This window comes from Zoogloea sp. (assembly GCF_017302315.1).
In the GTDB taxonomy this organism is placed as follows: Bacteria; Pseudomonadota; Gammaproteobacteria; order Burkholderiales; family Rhodocyclaceae; genus Zoogloea.
Genome location: NZ_JAFLDT010000037.1, coordinates 1 through 17,445, shown reverse-complemented (window position 1 = coordinate 17,445; position 17,445 = coordinate 1). Strand labels below are relative to the sequence as shown.

18 protein-coding genes and 2 tRNA genes are annotated in these 17,445 nt (G+C 65.3%); 17 read left to right on the top strand and 3 right to left on the bottom strand.

Features of this window, described 5'->3' with window-relative positions; genetic code table 11:
• Nucleotides 1-17: 17 nt before the first annotated feature.
• The 14 genes from J0L98_RS12335 (at nt 18) to J0L98_RS12270 (ending at nt 12,932) form a co-directional block, all read left to right on the top strand.
• A complete protein-coding gene (locus J0L98_RS12335) occupies nt 18-521 on the top strand; it encodes a flavin reductase (protein ID WP_296412078.1) in 504 nt (167 codons plus the stop codon).
• 62 nt (nt 522-583) lie between these two features.
• Nucleotides 584-988: a tautomerase family protein gene (locus J0L98_RS12330; protein WP_296412077.1), complete on the top strand. Its 405-nt coding sequence runs from the start codon at nt 584-586 to the stop codon at nt 986-988.
• Between the two features lie 360 nt (nt 989-1,348).
• Nucleotides 1,349-2,494 carry an ABC transporter substrate-binding protein gene (locus tag J0L98_RS12325; RefSeq protein WP_296412076.1) on the top strand — a complete coding sequence of 382 codons (1,146 nt, stop codon included), beginning with the start codon at nt 1,349-1,351 and terminating at the stop codon, nt 2,492-2,494.
• 106 nt (nt 2,495-2,600) lie between these two features.
• Nucleotides 2,601-3,638: a branched-chain amino acid ABC transporter permease gene (locus J0L98_RS12320; RefSeq protein ID WP_296412075.1), complete on the top strand. Its 1,038-nt coding sequence runs from the start codon at nt 2,601-2,603 to the stop codon at nt 3,636-3,638.
• On the top strand, nt 3,635-5,437 hold the full coding sequence (locus tag J0L98_RS12315) for a branched-chain amino acid ABC transporter ATP-binding protein/permease (RefSeq protein WP_296412074.1): 1,803 nt from the start codon (nt 3,635-3,637) through the stop codon (nt 5,435-5,437). The genes J0L98_RS12320 and J0L98_RS12315 overlap by 4 nt, the downstream gene beginning before the upstream one ends.
• The gene (locus tag J0L98_RS12310) at nt 5,437-6,195 is read left to right on the top strand and encodes an ABC transporter ATP-binding protein (protein WP_296412073.1); all 759 of its coding nucleotides are present in this window, start codon (nt 5,437-5,439) and stop codon (nt 6,193-6,195) included. The genes J0L98_RS12315 and J0L98_RS12310 overlap by 1 nt, the downstream gene beginning before the upstream one ends.
• A gap of 22 nt (nt 6,196-6,217) precedes the next feature.
• The gene (locus tag J0L98_RS12305; protein ID WP_296412072.1) at nt 6,218-6,817 is read left to right on the top strand and encodes a hemerythrin domain-containing protein; all 600 of its coding nucleotides are present in this window, start codon (nt 6,218-6,220) and stop codon (nt 6,815-6,817) included.
• A gap of 124 nt (nt 6,818-6,941) precedes the next feature.
• A complete protein-coding gene (locus J0L98_RS12300) occupies nt 6,942-7,415 on the top strand; it encodes a MarR family transcriptional regulator (RefSeq protein ID WP_296412071.1) in 474 nt (157 codons plus the stop codon).
• Between the two features lie 208 nt (nt 7,416-7,623).
• Entirely contained in the window at nt 7,624-7,947 is a 324-nt protein-coding gene (locus tag J0L98_RS12295; RefSeq protein ID WP_296406676.1) for a hypothetical protein, read from the top strand.
• 54 nt (nt 7,948-8,001) lie between these two features.
• Complete coding sequence (locus J0L98_RS12290) at nt 8,002-8,832, top strand: DUF692 domain-containing protein (protein WP_296412070.1); 831 nt, start codon at nt 8,002-8,004, stop codon at nt 8,830-8,832.
• Nucleotides 8,829-9,563 carry a putative DNA-binding domain-containing protein gene (locus J0L98_RS12285; RefSeq protein ID WP_296412069.1) on the top strand — a complete coding sequence of 245 codons (735 nt, stop codon included), beginning with the start codon at nt 8,829-8,831 and terminating at the stop codon, nt 9,561-9,563. Before J0L98_RS12290 ends, J0L98_RS12285 begins: the two co-directional genes overlap by 4 nt.
• On the top strand, nt 9,560-10,225 hold the full coding sequence (locus J0L98_RS12280) for a sigma-70 family RNA polymerase sigma factor (RefSeq protein WP_296412068.1): 666 nt from the start codon (nt 9,560-9,562) through the stop codon (nt 10,223-10,225). Before J0L98_RS12285 ends, J0L98_RS12280 begins: the two co-directional genes overlap by 4 nt.
• A complete protein-coding gene (locus tag J0L98_RS12275) occupies nt 10,219-10,407 on the top strand; it encodes a zf-HC2 domain-containing protein (RefSeq protein WP_296412067.1) in 189 nt (62 codons plus the stop codon). Before J0L98_RS12280 ends, J0L98_RS12275 begins: the two co-directional genes overlap by 7 nt.
• 203 nt (nt 10,408-10,610) lie before the next feature.
• The gene (locus J0L98_RS12270) at nt 10,611-12,932 is read left to right on the top strand and encodes an acetate/propionate family kinase (protein ID WP_296412066.1); all 2,322 of its coding nucleotides are present in this window, start codon (nt 10,611-10,613) and stop codon (nt 12,930-12,932) included.
• A 376-nt stretch (nt 12,933-13,308) separates the two neighbouring features.
• Here J0L98_RS12270 and J0L98_RS12265 read toward each other — a convergent pair.
• Together J0L98_RS12265 and J0L98_RS12260 are read right to left on the bottom strand one after the other, a co-directional pair.
• Nucleotides 13,309-13,383: transfer RNA gene (locus tag J0L98_RS12265), tRNA-Thr, on the bottom strand.
• 48 nt (nt 13,384-13,431) lie between these two features.
• A tRNA-Gly gene (locus tag J0L98_RS12260) sits at nt 13,432-13,507 on the bottom strand.
• A gap of 425 nt (nt 13,508-13,932) precedes the next feature.
• Here J0L98_RS12260 and J0L98_RS12255 point away from each other — a divergent pair.
• Both J0L98_RS12255 and J0L98_RS12250 read left to right on the top strand, forming a co-directional pair.
• On the top strand, nt 13,933-14,271 hold the full coding sequence (locus J0L98_RS12255) for a P-II family nitrogen regulator (RefSeq protein WP_296412065.1): 339 nt from the start codon (nt 13,933-13,935) through the stop codon (nt 14,269-14,271).
• Nucleotides 14,272-14,281: 10 nt separating this feature from the next.
• The gene (locus J0L98_RS12250) at nt 14,282-15,676 is read left to right on the top strand and encodes an ammonium transporter (RefSeq protein ID WP_296412064.1); all 1,395 of its coding nucleotides are present in this window, start codon (nt 14,282-14,284) and stop codon (nt 15,674-15,676) included.
• Between the two features lie 162 nt (nt 15,677-15,838).
• On the opposite strand, the gene J0L98_RS12245 is transcribed toward J0L98_RS12250, so the two are convergent.
• Nucleotides 15,839-16,441: an XRE family transcriptional regulator gene (locus tag J0L98_RS12245; RefSeq protein ID WP_296412063.1), complete on the bottom strand. Its 603-nt coding sequence runs from the start codon at nt 16,439-16,441 to the stop codon at nt 15,839-15,841.
• 147 nt (nt 16,442-16,588) lie between these two features.
• Between J0L98_RS12245 and purU the strand changes: the two genes are divergently transcribed.
• Nucleotides 16,589-17,445: formyltetrahydrofolate deformylase (purU, locus tag J0L98_RS12240; protein WP_296412062.1), on the top strand; the 857-nt coding region annotated here is incomplete at its 3' end.

Below are 17,445 nucleotides of genomic sequence, written 5' to 3'. Positions count from 1 at the left end.
CATCCCCAAGGAGAGACATGATGATCGATACCCATGAATTCCGTAACGGCATGGCCATGCTCACCGGCGCCGTCAACGTCATCACCACCGCCGGCGCCGACGGGCTGGCCGGCTTCACCGCCACGGCGGTGTGCAGCGTCACCGACCAGCCGCCCACGCTGCTGGTGTGCATGAACCGTTCGTCCTACGCCCACCGCTTCTTCACCGCCAACGGCGTGCTCTGCGTCAATCTGCTCGGCGGCGACCAGCAGGATCTGTCGGGCCTGTTTGCCGACCGCAACGTGAGCATGGAGGAACGCTTCCAGCGCGCCCGCTGGCAGGCCCTGGCAACCGGCAGCCCGGCCCTGGACGACGCCCTGGCGAGTTTCGACTGTCGCATTGCGCAGATCCACGACGTGGGTTCCCACAGCATCTTCTATTGCGAGGTGCAGCAGATGCGTCAGGGCGATCAACGCCCCGGCCTGGTGTATTTCAACCGCAATTACCACCGGGTCGGTGACGAGAGCCGTGCGGCCGGGTGAATACCTGGTTCAATTTTATTGCTTCTGAATTCGCCAATTCATTACCCAATTGGGCTGCAGCCATGCCAAACCTGAATGTCTATCTGCTGGAAGGCCATTCCGACGCACAGAAGGAATTGCTGCTGGCGCGCATGACCGATGCCGTCGTGGACAGCATTGCCGCACCGCAGGCCTCCGTCCGGATCTTCCTGATCGAGTTGCCCCGGGCGCATGTCAGCGTGGGCGGGGTCAGCTTGGCGGCCGCAGCGCGGGCCGGTGAGCCGATTCCCGCAGGCGGCCCGACCGTCCATGTGTTCCTGATCGCGGGGCGCAGTGAGGCGGCGAAGGAGGTCCTGATCGGGCGTCTCACCGGGGTGATCGGCGAGGTGCTGGACATTCCGCCGGCGCCGGTACGCATCATGATTTTCGATGTGGCCAATACCGATTTCGGCATGGAGGGAAAGACCGCCCGGGCCATGGGCCGCTGAGGGCGCGATTGGGCACGTAATTGGTGCGAAATGGGTGGTCACCGCACTGCAATATGGCAGCTTTGAAAAGGGTGCTCTTTCCTGGATTCACCCAAGCCCCCGAAATGGCCCCGGGCGCCTGAATCCCGCCAAATAGGCGGAAATGGCATGAAGAATGCTCTTGAATAGTGTCCGTGATGCGCTGCAGCGAATGGACCCATTCGGAAGTCGTCCTTCAAAACCAGGCAGTGCAAGCGGCTTTATTTTTGGATATAAACGTGAAAAATCACGTGAATAGATTTGTGAATCGTGTTTTTCCGGACGGAAGCTCACGAAATCTCGATGCAGGCAGTGCCATTCTTTGACTGGAGATTGAACATCATGAAATTCAAGCGTCTCGTAGCGTCGGCAGTAATGGGTACCCTGTTTTCCGGGGCCGCTTTTGCGCAGGTCAAGGTGGGCGTGATTTCGTCCTCCACGGGGCCCATCGCCATGGTCGGCATTCCCCAGAAGAATTCCGTCCCCCTGATGCCGACCAAGGTCGGCAACCTCACGGTGCAATACATCCCCCTGGATGACGGCAGTGACCCCACCGCCTCGGTGGTGGCGATCAAGAAGCTGATCAGCGAGGAGAACGTGGACGCCATCATCGGCCCCTCCGGCTCTCCCAACGCGATGGGCGTGATCCAGTTTGCCGCCGAAGCCGGCGTGCCCCTGTTGGCCCCGGTCGGCACCGCCGCCGTGGTGCTGCCGATGGACGACAAGAAGAAGTGGGTCTTCAAGACCACCCAGAACGACCAGTTGATCGCCGACGCCCTGGTGGGCCACATGGCCAAGCACGGCATCAAGACGGTGGGCTTCATCGGCTCGTCCGACCCCTATGGTGAAAACTGGGCCAAGGTGTTCACCGAGAGCGCCGGCCGCAAGGGCATCAAGGTGGTGGCCAGCGAGCGCTTCCAGCGCAGCGACAGCTCCGTCACCGCCCAGGGCCTCAAGCTGCTGATGGCCAAGCCCGACGCCGTCTTGATCGCCGCCCCGGGCACCCCCGCGGTGCTGCCGCAGATCACCCTTTACGATCAGGGCTACAAGGGCAAGTTCTACCAGACCCACGGCGCAGCCCTGCCCGAGTTCCTCAAGCTCGGCGGCAAGAAGGTCGAAGGCACGGTGCTCGCCGCCAGCCTGATGCTGGTGCTCGATCAGGTCACCGATGCCCACCCGTCCCGCAAGATCGCCATCGACTATGTGAATGCCTACGAGAAGCTCCACGGCGTCAAGCCGGCGACCTTCGGCGGCAACGTCTTCGATGCCGGCCTGTTGCTCAAGGCGGCCATCCCCGTCGCGGCCGCCAAGGGCAAGCCCGGCACGCCGGCCTTCCGCTCGGCCCTGCGCGACGCCCTCGAACAGACCAAGGACATGCCCGCCACCCAGGGGGTTTACAACATGTCGCCGGCTGACCACAGCGGCTTCGACGAGCGTGGCCGCGAGCTGATCACCGTCAGCGGCGGCAAGTGGACCCTGATCCCCTGATGCCCACGGGCGGAGGCCGGGGCGACCTGGCTTCCGCGGGCTGGCGCTCCGTCCGGCGCGCCCTGCTTTTCCGCCCCCGGGCGGTGTCTTGTACGAGGGTTTCCCCATGGAATTTCAGATTGCGTTGATGCTCGTGCAGGACGGCATCACCAACGGTGCGATCTACGCACTGCTGGCCTTGGCCCTGGTGCTGGTGTTTGCGGTCACCCGGGTGATCTTCATTCCCCAGGGCGAGTTCGTGGCCTACGGCGCCCTGACCCTGGCCATGCTGCAGGCCGGCGTGGTGCCGACCACCGTGTGGCTGCTGGTGGGCCTCGGGGTGGCTGTGACGGTGGTGGACGGCGTGCCGGCCCTCCGCTCGGGCCGCCCCGGGCGCCTGCTCGGCGTGGCCGGCTGGAACCTGGTCTACCCCCTGGGGGTGGCCGCGCTGGTATCGGTGCTCCCGCTGCAAAGCCTGCCACAGCTGGCCCAGGTAGCCCTGGCCCTGGCCGTCGTGGTGCCCATGGGGCCGCAGATGTACCGGCTGGTGTATCAGCCCATCGCCTCGGCGCCCATCCTGATCCTGCTGATCGTGTCGGTGGCAGCGCACCTGACCATGGTGGGCCTGGGCTTGCTGTTCTTCGGTGCCGAAGGCCAGCGCACCCCCGCCTTCTCGGATGCCTCCCTGGCGCTCGGCCCGCTCACCGTGCCCGGCCAGACCCTGTTCATCGTCGCCGTCTCGGTGACGCTGATCGTGGCCCTGTTCCAGTTCTTCGAGCGCACCCTGTACGGCAAGGCCCTGCGGGCCACCGCCATGAACCGGGTGGGGGCGCGGCTGATGGGGATCTCCCCAGCCCTGGCCGGCAAGCTCACCTTCTTCCTGGCGGCCTTCATCGGCGCCCTGTCGGGGGTGCTGATCGCGCCCATCACCACCGTTTATTACGACACCGGCTTCCTGATTGCGCTGAAGGGCTTCGTGGCCGCCATTATCGGCGGGCTGGCCAGCTACCCGCTGGCGGCCGTCGGTGCGCTGCTGGTGGGCCAGCTCGAGTCCTTCTCCTCCTTCTGGGCCAGTGCCTACAAGGAAGTCATTGTCTTCACCCTGATCATCCCCGTGCTGCTGTGGCGCTCCCTGACCAGCCGCCATGTGGAGGAAGAAGAATGAACGCCAAGCTCTCGCCGCGCCTGGTGCTGGGGGGCTTTCTGGCCCTGCTGGCCGCGGCACCCCTGTTCCTGTCGCCCTTTTCGGTGACCCTGCTGAACTACATCGGCCTGTATGCGCTGGTGGCCCTCGGGCTGGTGCTGCTCACCGGGGTGGGTGGCCTGACCAGCTTCGGCCAGGCAGCCTTCGTGGGTCTTGGTGCTTACACCACCGCCGCCCTTACAACCCTGCCTTCCCTGCCTGGCTGGATCGCCTGGGTGGGGAGCTCCCCCTGGCTGACCCTGCTGGCCGGCCTGCTGCTGACCACCGTGGTGGCCGTCCTGCTGGGCTCCCTGACCCTGCGCCTGTCGGGCCACTTCCTGCCCCTCGGTACCATGGCCTGGGGCATGAGCCTGTACTTCCTGTTCGGCACCTCGGAGAGCCTGGGCGGGCATTCCGGCCTCAACGGCATTCCGCCGATCAGCCTCTTCGGCCTGAGCCTGGATACCGGCGAGCGCATCTTCTACCTGATCTGGGCCTTCGTGCTGGTGGCGGTGCTCACCACCCAGAACCTGCTGGACTCCCGCGAGGGGCGGGCCATCCGTGCCCTCAAGGGCGGCATCGTGATGGCCGAGGCGATGGGCGTGGATACCTCCCGCTCGCGCATGGTGATCTTCCTGATCGCCGCCCTGCATGCCTGTGCTTCGGGCTGGCTGTATGCCCACATGCAGCGCTTCGTCAATCCGACGCCCTTCGGCCTGCACATCGGCATCGAGTATCTGTTCATGGCCGTGGTCGGCGGTGCGGGGCATGTCTGGGGTGCCCTGGTGGGGGCGGGGGTGATCACCCTGCTCAAGCAGTGGCTGCAGGACATCCTGCCCAAGCTGCTGGGGCAGGCCGGCAACTTCGAGGTGATCGTCTTCGGCCTGATGATGATCGTCGTGCTGCAGCGCGCCCGGGGCGGCCTGTGGCCCTTGCTGCGCCGTATCGTGCCGCTGCGGGTGGACACCAAGACCATCGACGCAGCGGCCGAGGCCCTGCCGCGCCGCACGCCGCCCAAGGCCGGCGAGGTGATCCTTGAGGCGCGCAACGTGACCCGCAAGTTCGGCGGCCTGGTGGCCAACAACAACATGAGCCTGCAGGTGAGGGCGGGTGAGATCCTGGCCCTGATCGGCCCCAACGGCGCCGGCAAGAGCACCATGTTCAACCAACTCTCCGGGGTGGATACGCCCACCTCCGGCGAGGTGCTGTTCCTGGGCCAGCCGGTGGCCGGCAAGGACTCGCGCCAGATCGCGCGCATGGGCATGAGCCGTACCTTCCAGCACGTCAAGCTGCTGCCCACCATGAGCGTGCTCGAAAACGTGGCCATCGGCACCCATCTGCGCGGTGGCAAGGGCGTGCTGTCGGCGGCCTGGCGCCTGGATCGGACCGAGGAGGCGCGCCTGCTCAAGGAGGCCGCCCGGCAGATCGAGCGGGTCGGGCTGGGTGAGTTCATGCACGCCGAGGCCGGCAGCCTGGCCCTGGGCCAGCAGCGCATCCTGGAAATCGCCCGCGCCCTGTGCGCCGACCCCTGCCTGCTGCTCCTCGACGAGCCGGCCGCCGGCCTGCGTCACAAGGAGAAGCAGGCCCTCGCCGACCTGCTGCGCAAGCTGCGTGCCGAAGGCCTGGCCACGCTGATTGTCGAACACGACATGGACTTCGTGATGAACCTGGTGGATAGGGTGGTGGTGATGGAATTCGGCCAGAAGATCGCCGAAGGCCTGCCCGACGAGATCCAGCAGGACCCGGCAGTGCTCGAAGCCTATCTGGGAGGGGTGGAGTGATGGCAAATCCGAACAAGACCGTGCTGGAGATCCGTGATCTCAGCGTTGCCTACGGCAAGGTCGAAGCCCTCAGCAATGCCAGCCTGACCGTGGGCGAGGGCCAGATCGTCACCGTGATCGGCCCCAATGGCGCCGGCAAGACCACCATGCTGTCGGCCATCATGGGGGTGCTCGAATCGAAGGGTCAGGTGGCCTTCGACGGGAGCATCGAGCTGGTGCCCGAGGTGGAGCGCATGGTGGCCCGGGGCATGAACCTGGTGCCCGAGAAGCGCGAGCTGTTCAGCGAGATGAGCGTGGAGGACAACCTGCTGCTCGGCGCCTTCCAGCGCTACCGCAGCGGCCTGCGCGATCACGCCAATACCATGGAAGAGATCTATGCCCTGTTCCCGCGCCTCAAGGAGCGGCGCAGCCAGCTGGCCGGCACCCTGTCGGGGGGCGAGCGGCAGATGCTGGCCGTGGGCCGTGCGCTGATGGCCAAGCCCAAGCTGCTGATGCTGGACGAGCCCAGCCTGGGCCTGGCGCCGCTGATCGTGCGCGAGATCTTCCGCATCATCGCCGAGCTGCGCCGCCGCGGCGTGTCGATTCTGCTGGTGGAGCAGAACGCCCGCGCCGCCCTGCAGGTGGCCGACTATGCCTACGTGCTTGAGACCGGCCAGATCGCCATGCACGGCCCGGCCCATCAGCTCGCCGACGACCCCCGCGTGATCGACGCCTATCTGGGTCTAGGCAGCAAACACCAGGCGATGCTCGCCACCTGAGCGCACTCAAGGAGATACACGAATGGAAGCCCTGCGCATCATGATCGACGAACATCAGTCTCTGGCGGCCATCCTGCACGCCATCCGGCTGATGCTCCGGGACATCGGCTCCGGCACCCTGCAGCCCGACATGGGGCTGCTGCGGGCCATGGTTCATTACCTGGACGCCTACCCCGAGAAACGTCACCACCCCAAGGAAGACCAGTTCATCTTCGCCCTGCTCAAGCAGCGCACCGCAGAAGGCGCCGAAGCCATCGCCGCCCTGGAGGAGGAGCACGCCCGGGGCAACGACCGCATCAAGGCCCTCGAAGTGGCCGTGCAGCGCTATGCCAATGGCGAGCCCGGCGCCTTCGAGGGCTTCGTGGCCGCCTTCGAGGCCTTCGCTGCCTTTTATCGGGAGCACATGATGCGCGAGGAGCGGGAGATCCTGCCCCTGGTGCACAAATATTTCACCGCTGAGGACTGGGCCATTGCGAATGCCGGCTTTGCCGGCAAGCCCGATCCCATGGGCGGCACCCGTCCGCCCGATGGCCCGGAGGATTTTGCGCGCATCTTCTCGCGCCTGGTGGCCGCCGCCCCCGAGCCCATCGGCCTGGGGGCCGGCCCCTACAAGGCGGACTGAGGGCAGGGCCGGCGCGGGCGTCGTCCGGCGCTGCCGGACAGGCGCCCGAGCGGGTATCATGCCCGAGGCCGGTGGCCGGCCTGGCCGACTCCGGGTTTCAAGGGCTTCAAACCGTCATTCCGATATGCCACGCGCAAAAAAGAACAGCCGCTTCCTGCCGACCAGCGAGAACTTCCGTTACGAGGAGTTCCCCTTCTACTGGCTGGCCCGGGTCCATGCCATCTACACCCAGCAGATGGAGCAGATCCTGAAAAAACTGGGCACCGACGTTCCGACCCGGCGCGTGCTCCACCTGCTGAAGAATCACGGCACCCTCAGCGTCTCCGAGATCGCGACCCACGCCATCATCAAGTTGTCCACCATCACCCGCATCGTGCAGCGCATGCGCGACGAGGGCCTGGTGCACACCGCCACCAACCCGGATGACGCGCGCATTACCGACGTCTCCATGACGCCCAAGGGCGAAAACCTGCTGGCCGAGATCCAGCAGGCCACCAGCAAGATCTTCATACGTGGCTACGGCGACCTAAGCGAAGCCCGCCTGATGCGGATCAGCCAGGACCTCGAAGAGATCTTCAACAACCTGGCCGATCACTGAGCGGCCTCCGGCAGGGCGGACGGCCGTCGGGGCAATGGACGCCATGCTTTGGGGTGTCCGCGCGCCAGGACGGATCCAGCCTGCCGAAAAATATTTTCACGGTGCGTGTAACAAGCGCCCCGTCCGTCCGACCAATGACCAGCACCAGGTATCTGCGTGGCCCTTCGGCCACCTGCCGGCGCCCCCGATTCCAACAGGAGAGATCATCATGAAGAAGACCACTTCCGGCCTGACCGCCGCCCTTGCCACTTCCCTGGCCCTTGCCGGTGCCGCCCACGCCGGTGAGAACCCCTTTGCCGCCAAGTCCCTGGAGGGGGGCTATCAGCTGGCTCAGGCCGACACCAAGGCCAAGGACGGCAAGTGTGGCGGGGACAAGAAAATGGACGGCAAGTGTGCCGGCGACAAGAAGATGGAGGGCAAGTGCGCTGCCGGCAAGAAGGCCGATGGCAAATGCGCCGCCGACAAGAAAAAGGACGCCAGCTGCGGCGGCGACAAGAAGATGGACGGCAAGTGCGCCGCCGACAAAAAGTAAGAGTCCGTGCCGCACGGGGTTGGGTGGCCCCGCCCCGTGCCAGGAGCGTCTGACATGCACGCACGCATGCCCGTCGGGGCAGGGCTTGGGTTCCGCCGCGAGCTGTTGCCCGAGTTGGAAGCCGGTGTTCCGGACGCCGTGCAGTTCTTCGAGTTGGCCCCGGAGAACTGGGCCGGCATGGGCGGCCGTTCGGCCCGCCAGTTGCGCGCCTTCACCGAACGCTACCCCTTCGTGTGCCACGGCCTGTCCCTGTCGGTGGGCGGCCAGCGGCCCCTCGATACCGACCTGCTCCTGCGCACCCGCGACTTCATGGCGACGCACGGCATCGGCCTGTATACCGAACATTTGTCCTGGAGTAACGACGCCGGCCAGCTCTACGACCTGCTGCCCTTGCCCTGCACCGGCGAGGCGGTGCGCTGGGCTGCGGCCCGCATCCGCCAGGCCCAGGACGTACTCGGCTGCCGCATCGGCATCGAGAACGCCTCGCGCTACGTCACGCCCCCCGGCGCCGAGATGGACGAGGCCAGCTTCATCCGCGCTGTTGTCGACGAGGCTGATTGCCTGCTCCACCTGGACGTGAACAACATCCTGGTCAATGCCCGCAACTTCGGCTTCGACCCCTTCGATTTCCTCCGTGCGCTACCGCTGGCACGCACCTGCTACATCCATGTGGCCGGCCACCATGTGGAGGATGACGGCCTGCTCATCGACACCCATGGCGCCCCGGTCATCGACCCGGTGTGGGATCTGCTGGCCGAGGCCTACCGCCACACCGGCCCGGTGCCTACCTGCCTGGAGCGGGACTTCGGCTTTCCGCCCCTCGCCGAACTGGCGGAGGAGGTGGCCCGCATCGCCCGCCTGCAGGTGGCCGGAGCCGCCCGATGAGCCGCCTGCGCGAGTTTCAGTTGGCCTTCGGCCGGCGCATCCGGGCCGGTGCAAGGGCTCCCGTGCCGGCCGGTGTGCCGCGCCAGCGCATGGCGGTGTACGAGGAACTGCTCTTCAACAACCTGCGCAGCTTCCTCGACCGCTGCTTCCCGGTGGGCCGGGACTGCCTCGGTGAGGTCCGGTGGACCCGCCTGTGCCGGGCCTTCTACCGGGACTGGCCCTGCGCGACCTCCTGGTTCCGCGAGATCCCGCGGGAGTTCGTCACTTACCTGGAGGCCGGTACCGGCCAGCGCCTGCCGCGCTGGTTTGTCGAGCTGGCCCGCTACGAATGGGCCGAGCTGGCCGTGGACGTGATGGACACCGTGCCGCCCGCCGATCTGGCCGACGGCGATCTCCTGGCCGGGTGTCCCGTCGTCAATCCGGCCCTCCTGTCCCTGGCCTTCCAGTGGCCGGTCCACCGCATCGGGCCGGCCTTTCGTCCGCGGCGCCCGGCAGCGGTGCACCTGCTGGTGTTCCGCGATGCCGCCGATGAGGTGTGCTTTGTCGAGACCAGCACCGCCACTGCGCGTCTGCTGGCCCTGCTGGCCGACGGCCGGGTATCCGGGGGTGACGCCCTGGCACGCCTTGCCGCAGAACTGGGGCGTGCGCCGGACGCCGCCTTCATGGATTTCGGCCGGCACAGTCTGGCCGATTTGCGTCGGCTTGGCGTACTGCTGGGGACGACAGCATGAGCTTCCCTGCTATGCTGAAAAAAGGGGCGCTGCCGCCCCTGCTGTCTGTTCCCAACCGCATTCATCCGCATGCCATGACTGCCATTTCCTACACCGAACTCATCTCCGGCTTCCGTCCCCAGCTGCTCAAGTTTGCCCGACTGCAGCTTCAGGATGATGCGGCCGCCGAGGATGCCGTGCAGGAGGCCATAGAGGCCGCCCTCAAGGGCATCGAGCGTTTTGCCGGCCGTTCGGCCCTGAAGACCTGGCTGTTCACCATCGTGCGCCACAAGGTCATCGACTTCCTGCGCGAGCGGGGGCGCACGGTACAGGTCTCCAGCCTGGAGCGGGACGAGGCCGACATGGACGAAGCCTTCGACGCCCTGTTCCGGGAGAACGAACACTGGAGCCCGGTGAGCCGTCCGCGGCCGTGGGGCAACCCCGAGGAAGCCCTCGAACAGCAGCAGTTCTGGCAAGTCTTCGAGATCTGCCTGGAAGTGCTGCCGGCCCGCACCGCCCGGGTATTCATGATGCGCGAGTTCCTTGGTCTCGAGACCGACGAGATCTGCACCACCCTGGACCTGAGCACCGGAAACTGCAACGTGATCCTCCATCGGGCGCGGGCCGGTCTGCGTCAGTGTCTCTCGGAGGGCTGGTTCGGCGCGGAGGCGGCCCGATGCTGACCTGCAAGCACACCACGCGGCTCCTCTCCGAAGCCCTTGACCGACCCCTGGGCAAGCGTGAGTACCTGGCGCTGCGCCTGCACCTCCTCTTCTGTCGTGGTTGCCGGGCCTTCCGGCAAAACATCTATGTCCTCCGCAAGGTGAGCCGAAGCTTCATGGGCCGTGACGACGGCCCGAACTGAACTCTTCAGCAGCAAACCTTCAGATTTCCCGCGAATGACCGTCACAGGAGAGGTTTAGCCTGTTGCGGCGCCGCATGCTGCCCCTTGTGCCTTGGCCGCCAAACGGCGATCGCAGATGGCGATGCGGCAAATGTGCTTTGCTGCATCGCAGCAGCGGGACTATCCTGTCGGTTATGGCACCACCCAATGAAGCGAGAATCAGCGTGAGCGAAATTGACCTGAAGCAGTTTTTCCTCGAACAGGTACGCCTTTTCGAGCACTTCCCGGCCGACAAGGTGGACGACATCGTCAGCCAGGGCCAACTGGCCAGCTATGAAGGCAACGAGGCCATCCTCGAGACCGGCGACGACAGCAAGTACCTCGGTGTGCTGATCACCGGTCATGCGGAGATCTCCGTCACCGACAACACCGGCACCCGTTCGGTGCTGAGCCAACTGGGGCCGGGTGACGTCTTTGGGGTGATGTCCATCCTGACCGGCGAGCGCCTGTCCGCCGACGTGATCGCCGGCAACCGCTGCTACGTGTTGCTGATCCCCCATGCGGTCTTCAACGCCCACATCCTGACCAATCCCAAGGCCATTGCCTACCTTTCACGCCTGCTGCTCGATCGCATGCGCAACATGAGTCTGGACATCGTTGCCGGGCAGACCCCCAGCGCAGCCAAGTCCGACGACCCCTACGCCCTGTCCCTGGTCACCGGCCAGCCGGGCAAGGTGGTCGCCCTCAATGTGGGCGTCAGCCAGATCCACTTCGGCATCTACGACACCAAGGACATGGGTTCCGACGTCCATGGCATCGTTGACAACGCCGATCCGGCCGTGGTGTGCATCACCGTGATGGTGGGCTCCCAGGTCAAGACGCAGATGCGCGAGCCTTTCCCCATCTCCGAGCTGTTCCGGGTCATGCAGGAGGCCACCCACCTGCTCGGCGACGCCTTCACCTTCCATCCCGAGGACGTCACTGCCGTCGGGCACCGGGTGGTCCATGGGGGCAGCAAGTTCTCCAGCGCGGTGGTCATCACCCCGCAGGTGATCGCCGAGATTGAAGCCCTCTCCGTGTTTGCGCCCCTGCACAACCCGGTCAATGTGGAGGGCATCCGCATGGCCATGAAGCAGTTGCCCGGCGTGCCCCATGTGGCGGTCTTCGACACCGCCTTCCACCAGACCCTGCCGCCTTACGCCTACCTCTACGGCCTGCCCTACGACCTCTACAAGCAGGAAGGCATCCGCCGTTACGGCTTCCATGGCACGTCCCACCGCTACGTTTCCCTGAAGGCCGCCGAAGTCGTCCAGCGCCCCCTCGGCGAACTCGAGGTGGTGTCCTGTCACCTGGGCATCGGCGCCTCCCTGTGCGCCATCGACCACGGTCGCTCGGTGGATACCACCATGGGCATGACGCCCACCGATGGCCTGATCATGCCCAGCCGTTCCGGCAGCATCGACCCGGCGGTGATGATCCACCTGATGCAGCACCAGGGCATGTCGCCGGAGGAACTCTCCAGCCTGATCAACACCGGCAGCGGCCTGAAGGGCATCTCCGGCATCTCCAGCAACATCCACGACATCGAGACCGCCGCCAGCAATGGCCACCATCGTGCCCTGCTGGCCCACAAGGCCTTCTGCTACCAGGTGCGCAAGAACATCGGCGCTTACGTGGCGGCCATGGGCGGCATCGACGTGCTGGCCTTCACCGGCGACGTGGGCGAGACCAGCGCCACCGTGCGCAGCCTGGCCTGCCAGGGCCTTGGCTACATGGGTATCAAGCTGGATGAGGAGAAGAACCGCAACCTCGGTCTGGTGGGCTCCCACGCCATCATCTCCGCCGACGATTCACCGGTCACCATCATCGTCATCACCAACGACGATGAGCGTCTGGTGGCCTGGGAAACCCTGCGCGCCATCGAACGCAATCAGCTCCTCCTCGAAGCCCGTGCCGAAGACGCGCCCGCCATCCCCATCGAGATCTCCGCCCACCACGTGCATCTGTGCCAGGCCGATGTGGACAAGCTCTTCGGCCCCGGCCACCAGCTGACCCCCGAGCACGAACTGTCCCAGCCCGGCCAGTTCGCCTGCGCCGAGAAGGTACACCTGGTCGGCCCCAAGGGGCGCATCGCCAACGTGCGCGTCCTCGGCCCGACCCGCAAGGAGACCCAGGTGGAGATCGCCATGACCGAGCAGTTCAAGGTCGGCATCCAGCCCCCCATCCGCGAATCCGGCGACCTGGTGAACACCCCGGGCATCACCCTCGAAGGCCCGGCCGGCAGCACCACCATCGAGCGGGGCGTCATCTGTGCCCAGCGCCACATCCACATGACCCCCGAAGACGCCCTGCGTTTCCGCGTGCGCGACAAGTACATCGTCCGCGTGCGGATCGAAGGTGAGCGCGAACTCATCTTCGGTGACGTGGTGGTGCGGGTGAACCCGGCATACCGCCTGGCCATGCACATTGATACCGACGAAGGCAACGCAGGCAACATCCGCACCGGCATGCAGGGTTTCATCGAGGAGATCCAGAGCCGGCTCTGAGGGCAGGGGGCCTGGCCCCCTTGTTCCCGGAACAAGGGGCGGCTTCGGTCGCCCCTTGTGCATTCAGGCATGGGAATGCAGCCGGCCGCTGCCTTTGTGGGGGCGAATTCACTCGACCTCCGCAGCGTCTGATGGTCGATGCGGCTTTTTCCGAAGCGGCGGCTGGTTGGGGCGACGTGTAGGAGCGACTTGTAGGGGCGACTTCAGTCGCCCACCCGCACGTAATACCATGCGCCGTCCGTTGATCGAAGTCCGCGGGCGACTGAAGTCGCCCCTACGGTTCCTCCAGCCGCTGAAGCGTTCCGCCCTGGCTGGTACCCACGGACAAAGCAAAAAAGGCCGGTTCCTTTTGGAACCGGCCTTTTTGCCAATCGGGTGGTGCTCATGGGCAGGATTGAACTGCCGACCTCTCCCTTACCAAGGGAGTGCTCTGCCACTGAGCTACATGAGCGGTGTCCCGCTGTGTCCTGACCGGACTGCTGCCCGGAGGACCGAAAACTGGAGCGGCAGAAGAGTCTCGAACTCTCGACCTCAACCTTGGCAAGGTTGCGCTCTACCAACTGAGCTACTGCCGCAATGGACTGTACGTATTGCCGACGCGTGCTGCGTGCGCCTTGTCCGAAGGGCGGCACTATACCTGAAACCCGCGATTTTGGAAGGCTTCGATTGAAAAATTTCATTCTTGGTCGGCCCGGGGGGCGGGCCATGGCTGCCCCGGGCAGCAAATGTCCTTGTATTACAAGGCGGTATCCGAGGCCGGCGGGGTAGGTAGGTTCATTCTTGGTGCAGGGCCGCCACGGGACGCCATGTTTCTGTGCATGAAACTCTGTCCTCTGGCGCTAAATCCTTGATTTTTCGTGTCGTTGGCGCTTGGCACAGCTTCTGCTTCTCAAGAAGAAACTTTTTTTCATTGAGTGCAAAAAGGAGCGATGTCCCATGAAGATCCAGCAAAGCAGTCCGGCCGTCCCGGCCGTACATGTCATCCGCCGCGGAGGGTGCCATGAAGTGGATTAGCGCAATCATCAAGCCCTTCAAGCTCGACGAGGTCCGCATGGCCCTCAACGCCGTCGGCGTGCAGGGGCTGACCGTGACCGACGTGAAGGGCTTCGGCCGTCAGAAGGGGCACACCGAGCTCTACCGGGGTGCCGAGTACGTGGTGGATTTCCTGCCCAAGGTGAAAGTCGAGGCTGCCGTCCACGACGACGTGCTTGATTCCGCCATTGCCGCCATTGAACAGGCCGCAGCCACCGGCAAGATCGGCGACGGAAAGATCTTCGTCTTCGACCTGGCCCGCGCTGTCCGCATCCGCACCGGTGAGTCCGGCGCGGCCGCCATCTGAGGAGATTCCAATGAACCGTCTTCTCGCTTTCGCCCCCGTACTCCTTGCCGCCCTCTTCTCCACCCCGGGCTGGGCCGATGGCGCGCCACCCGCGCCGGTGCCCAACAAGGGCGACACCGCCTGGCTGATCACCGCCACCCTGCTGGTGGTGATGATGGCCACCCCGGGCCTGGGTCTGTTCTACGGCGGCATGGTCCGCGCCAAGAACATGCTCTCCGTGCTGATGCAGACCCTGGTGATCTTCTGCCTGCTCGGCGTGCTGTGGGCCGTGTATGGCTACAGCCTGGCCTTCACCGATGGCAATGCCTTCATCGGCGGCTTCGACAAGCTGTTCATGAAGGGGGTGACACCGGAGACTGTGGTGGCCACCTTCAGCAAGGGTGTGGTGCTGCCCGAATACCTGTTTGCCTCCTTCGAGCTGACCTTCGCAGCCATCACGCCGGCGCTGATCATCGGGGGCTTCGCCGAGCGCATCAAGTTCTCGGCGGTGCTGATCTTCATGGTGCTGTGGTTCACCTTCTCCTACATCCCCATGGCCCACATGGTCTGGTACTGGGCCGGCCCGGATGCCTTCACCTCGGCCGAGGCTGCTGCGAAGGCGGGCGAGTTTGCCGGCTTCCTGTTCAACAAGGGGGCGCTGGACTTTGCCGGTGGCACGGTGGTGCACATCAATGCCGGCGTGGCCGCGCTGGTGGGTGCCTACATGGTGGGGCCGCGCATCGGCTACCGTCGTGAATCCATGGCCCCCCACAGCCTGACCATGACCCTGGTTGGCGCCTCGCTGCTCTTCGTGGGCTGGTTCGGCTTCAACGTGGGCTCGGCACTGGAAGCCGGTGCCACCGCCGGCCTGGCCTTCTTCAACACCCTGGTGGCAGCTTGCGCGGCCACGGTGGCCTGGACGGTGATCGAGGCCCTCTTCAAGGGCAAGCCCTCCATGCTGGGTGCCGTGTCCGGTGCCATTGCCGGCCTGGTGGTGATCACCCCGGCCTGCGGCCTGGTCGGCCCCATGGGCGCCATCATCATGGGCTTCCTTGGCGGCATCGTGTGCTACTGGGGCGTCAATGGCCTCAAGCGCATGCTGGGCGTGGATGACAGCCTGGACGTGTTTGGCGTGCATGGCGTGGGCGGCATCCTGGGTGCGCTGCTCACCGGTGTCTTCGCCTCCCCGGAGCTGGGGGGGACCGGTGTGTGGGACTACGTGGCCAATGCGCCGGCTGCCTACGACATGGGCGCCCAGCTGGTGGCCCAGTCCTGGGGGGCGGGCACCGCGGTGGTGTGGTCCGGGGTGGTGTCCTGGATCGCCTTCAAGCTGATCGACGTGACCATCGGCCTGCGTGTCAGCGAGGAGGACGAGCGCGAGGGGCTGGACCTGAGCGCCCACGGCGAATCCGCCTATCACGTTTGAGCCATGGCAGCGCATCGTTCGATGCGGGGGGCGCTGCCGCCCCCGCCTGAGCGATCTCCCGGCCGGCCGCGGCTGGCCGGGAAGCCTCCGCTGCGATCAATCAGACCTCTCGTGGGGTCGGGGCGGGGTCGGCGCAGGGATGCGTCCGGCCCCGCCCTGTCGTCATGCCGTGTCGCCCGGGTTGGGATACATCAGCACGCTGAGAAAGCGGATCGGGCACTGGGTGAGCTTCTCGGGGCCGTGGGGTATGTCGGCCCGGAAGGTGAGGGCGTCGCCGGGGGTGAGCACATAGGTGTTCTGCCCGTGGCGATACTCGATCTCCCCTTCGAGCATGTAGATGAATTCGGTACCCGGGTGCTCGAAGATCGGGAAGGTCTCGGACTCGTGATCGATGGTGATCAGGAAGGGCTCGAAGACCTTGGTCGGCCCCTGGTCATAGGCCAGCAGGTGATAGGTGTGGCCTTTCTTGGTGCCACGCCGCACAACCTCCATGCCCTCTCCATCTTTCACCAACTGTGCGCTGCCATCCCGCACGTCGTAGCCCCGGAACAGGGTGGCGATGGACACACCGAGGGCCGCCGCCAGGCGGGACAGGGTGTCGAGGCTGGTGGCGGTCTGCGCATTTTCGATCTTGGACAGCATGCCCCGGCTGATTCCGGCCAGGTTCGCCACGTCGGCGATGGTCAGGCCGTGCTTCTGGCGCAGGTCGCGGATCGTGTTGCCCAGGTATCGCTCCAGGCTGCCGCTGCCTTCTTGCTCGCTCATCGGTCGTCCTTCCTCAATCAATCCCAGAGGAATTATTGCACATCACCGCATGTTTCACTTAAGGAAAAAATAGTTGACACGAGGAAATACAAAATGCACCATACGAAAAAATGATTCGTTATATGAACTTCCAGCGGAGTTGAGAACATGTCATCGAGCCGTCGTTACACCCTCTCACTGTCCTGTCCGGACCGGGTCGGCATCGTTGCCGCGGTGAGTGGCTTCCTGGCCAGCCATCAAGGCTGGATCACCGAGGCCAACCACCACGCCGACGCGGAGGCAGGGCGCTTCTTCATGCGCCAGGAGATCCTGGCGGACTCGCTGCCGTTCGGGATCGAGGTGCTGCGGGACAAGTTCGCGCCGATCGCGGCGGAGTTCCAGATGGACTGGCGGATCTCGGACAGCGCGCGCAAGAAGCGGGTGGTGATCCTGGTGTCGAAGCAGGAGCACTGCCTGTACGACCTGCTGGCGCGCTGGCAGGCGGATGAGCTGAACATCGAGATTCCGTGCGTGATCTCGAACCACGAGACCTTCCGGGGCTTCGTGGAGTGGCACGGGATCCCGTTCCACCACGTGCCGGTGACGGCGGAGAACAAGCCGGCGGCGTACGCGAAGGTGGCGGATCTGTTCCGCGAGGCGGAGGGTGACGTGATGGTGCTGGCGCGCTACATGCAGATCCTGTCGCCGCAGCTGTGCGACGACTACCCGGGCCAGATCATCAACATCCACCACAGCTTCCTGCCGAGCTTCGTGGGGGCCAAGCCCTACCACCAGGCCTACACGAAGGGCGTGAAGCTGATCGGCGCGACCTGCCACTACGTGACGAGCGAGCTGGACCAGGGCCCGATCATCGAGCAGGACGTGATCCGGGTGGATCACTCGGATGCGCCGGACGACCTGGTGCGCTACGGCAAGGACATCGAGAAGGCGGTGCTGGCGCGGGGTCTGCGCTACCACCTGGAGGACCGCGTCCTCGTGCATGGCAACAAGACGGTGGTGTTCCG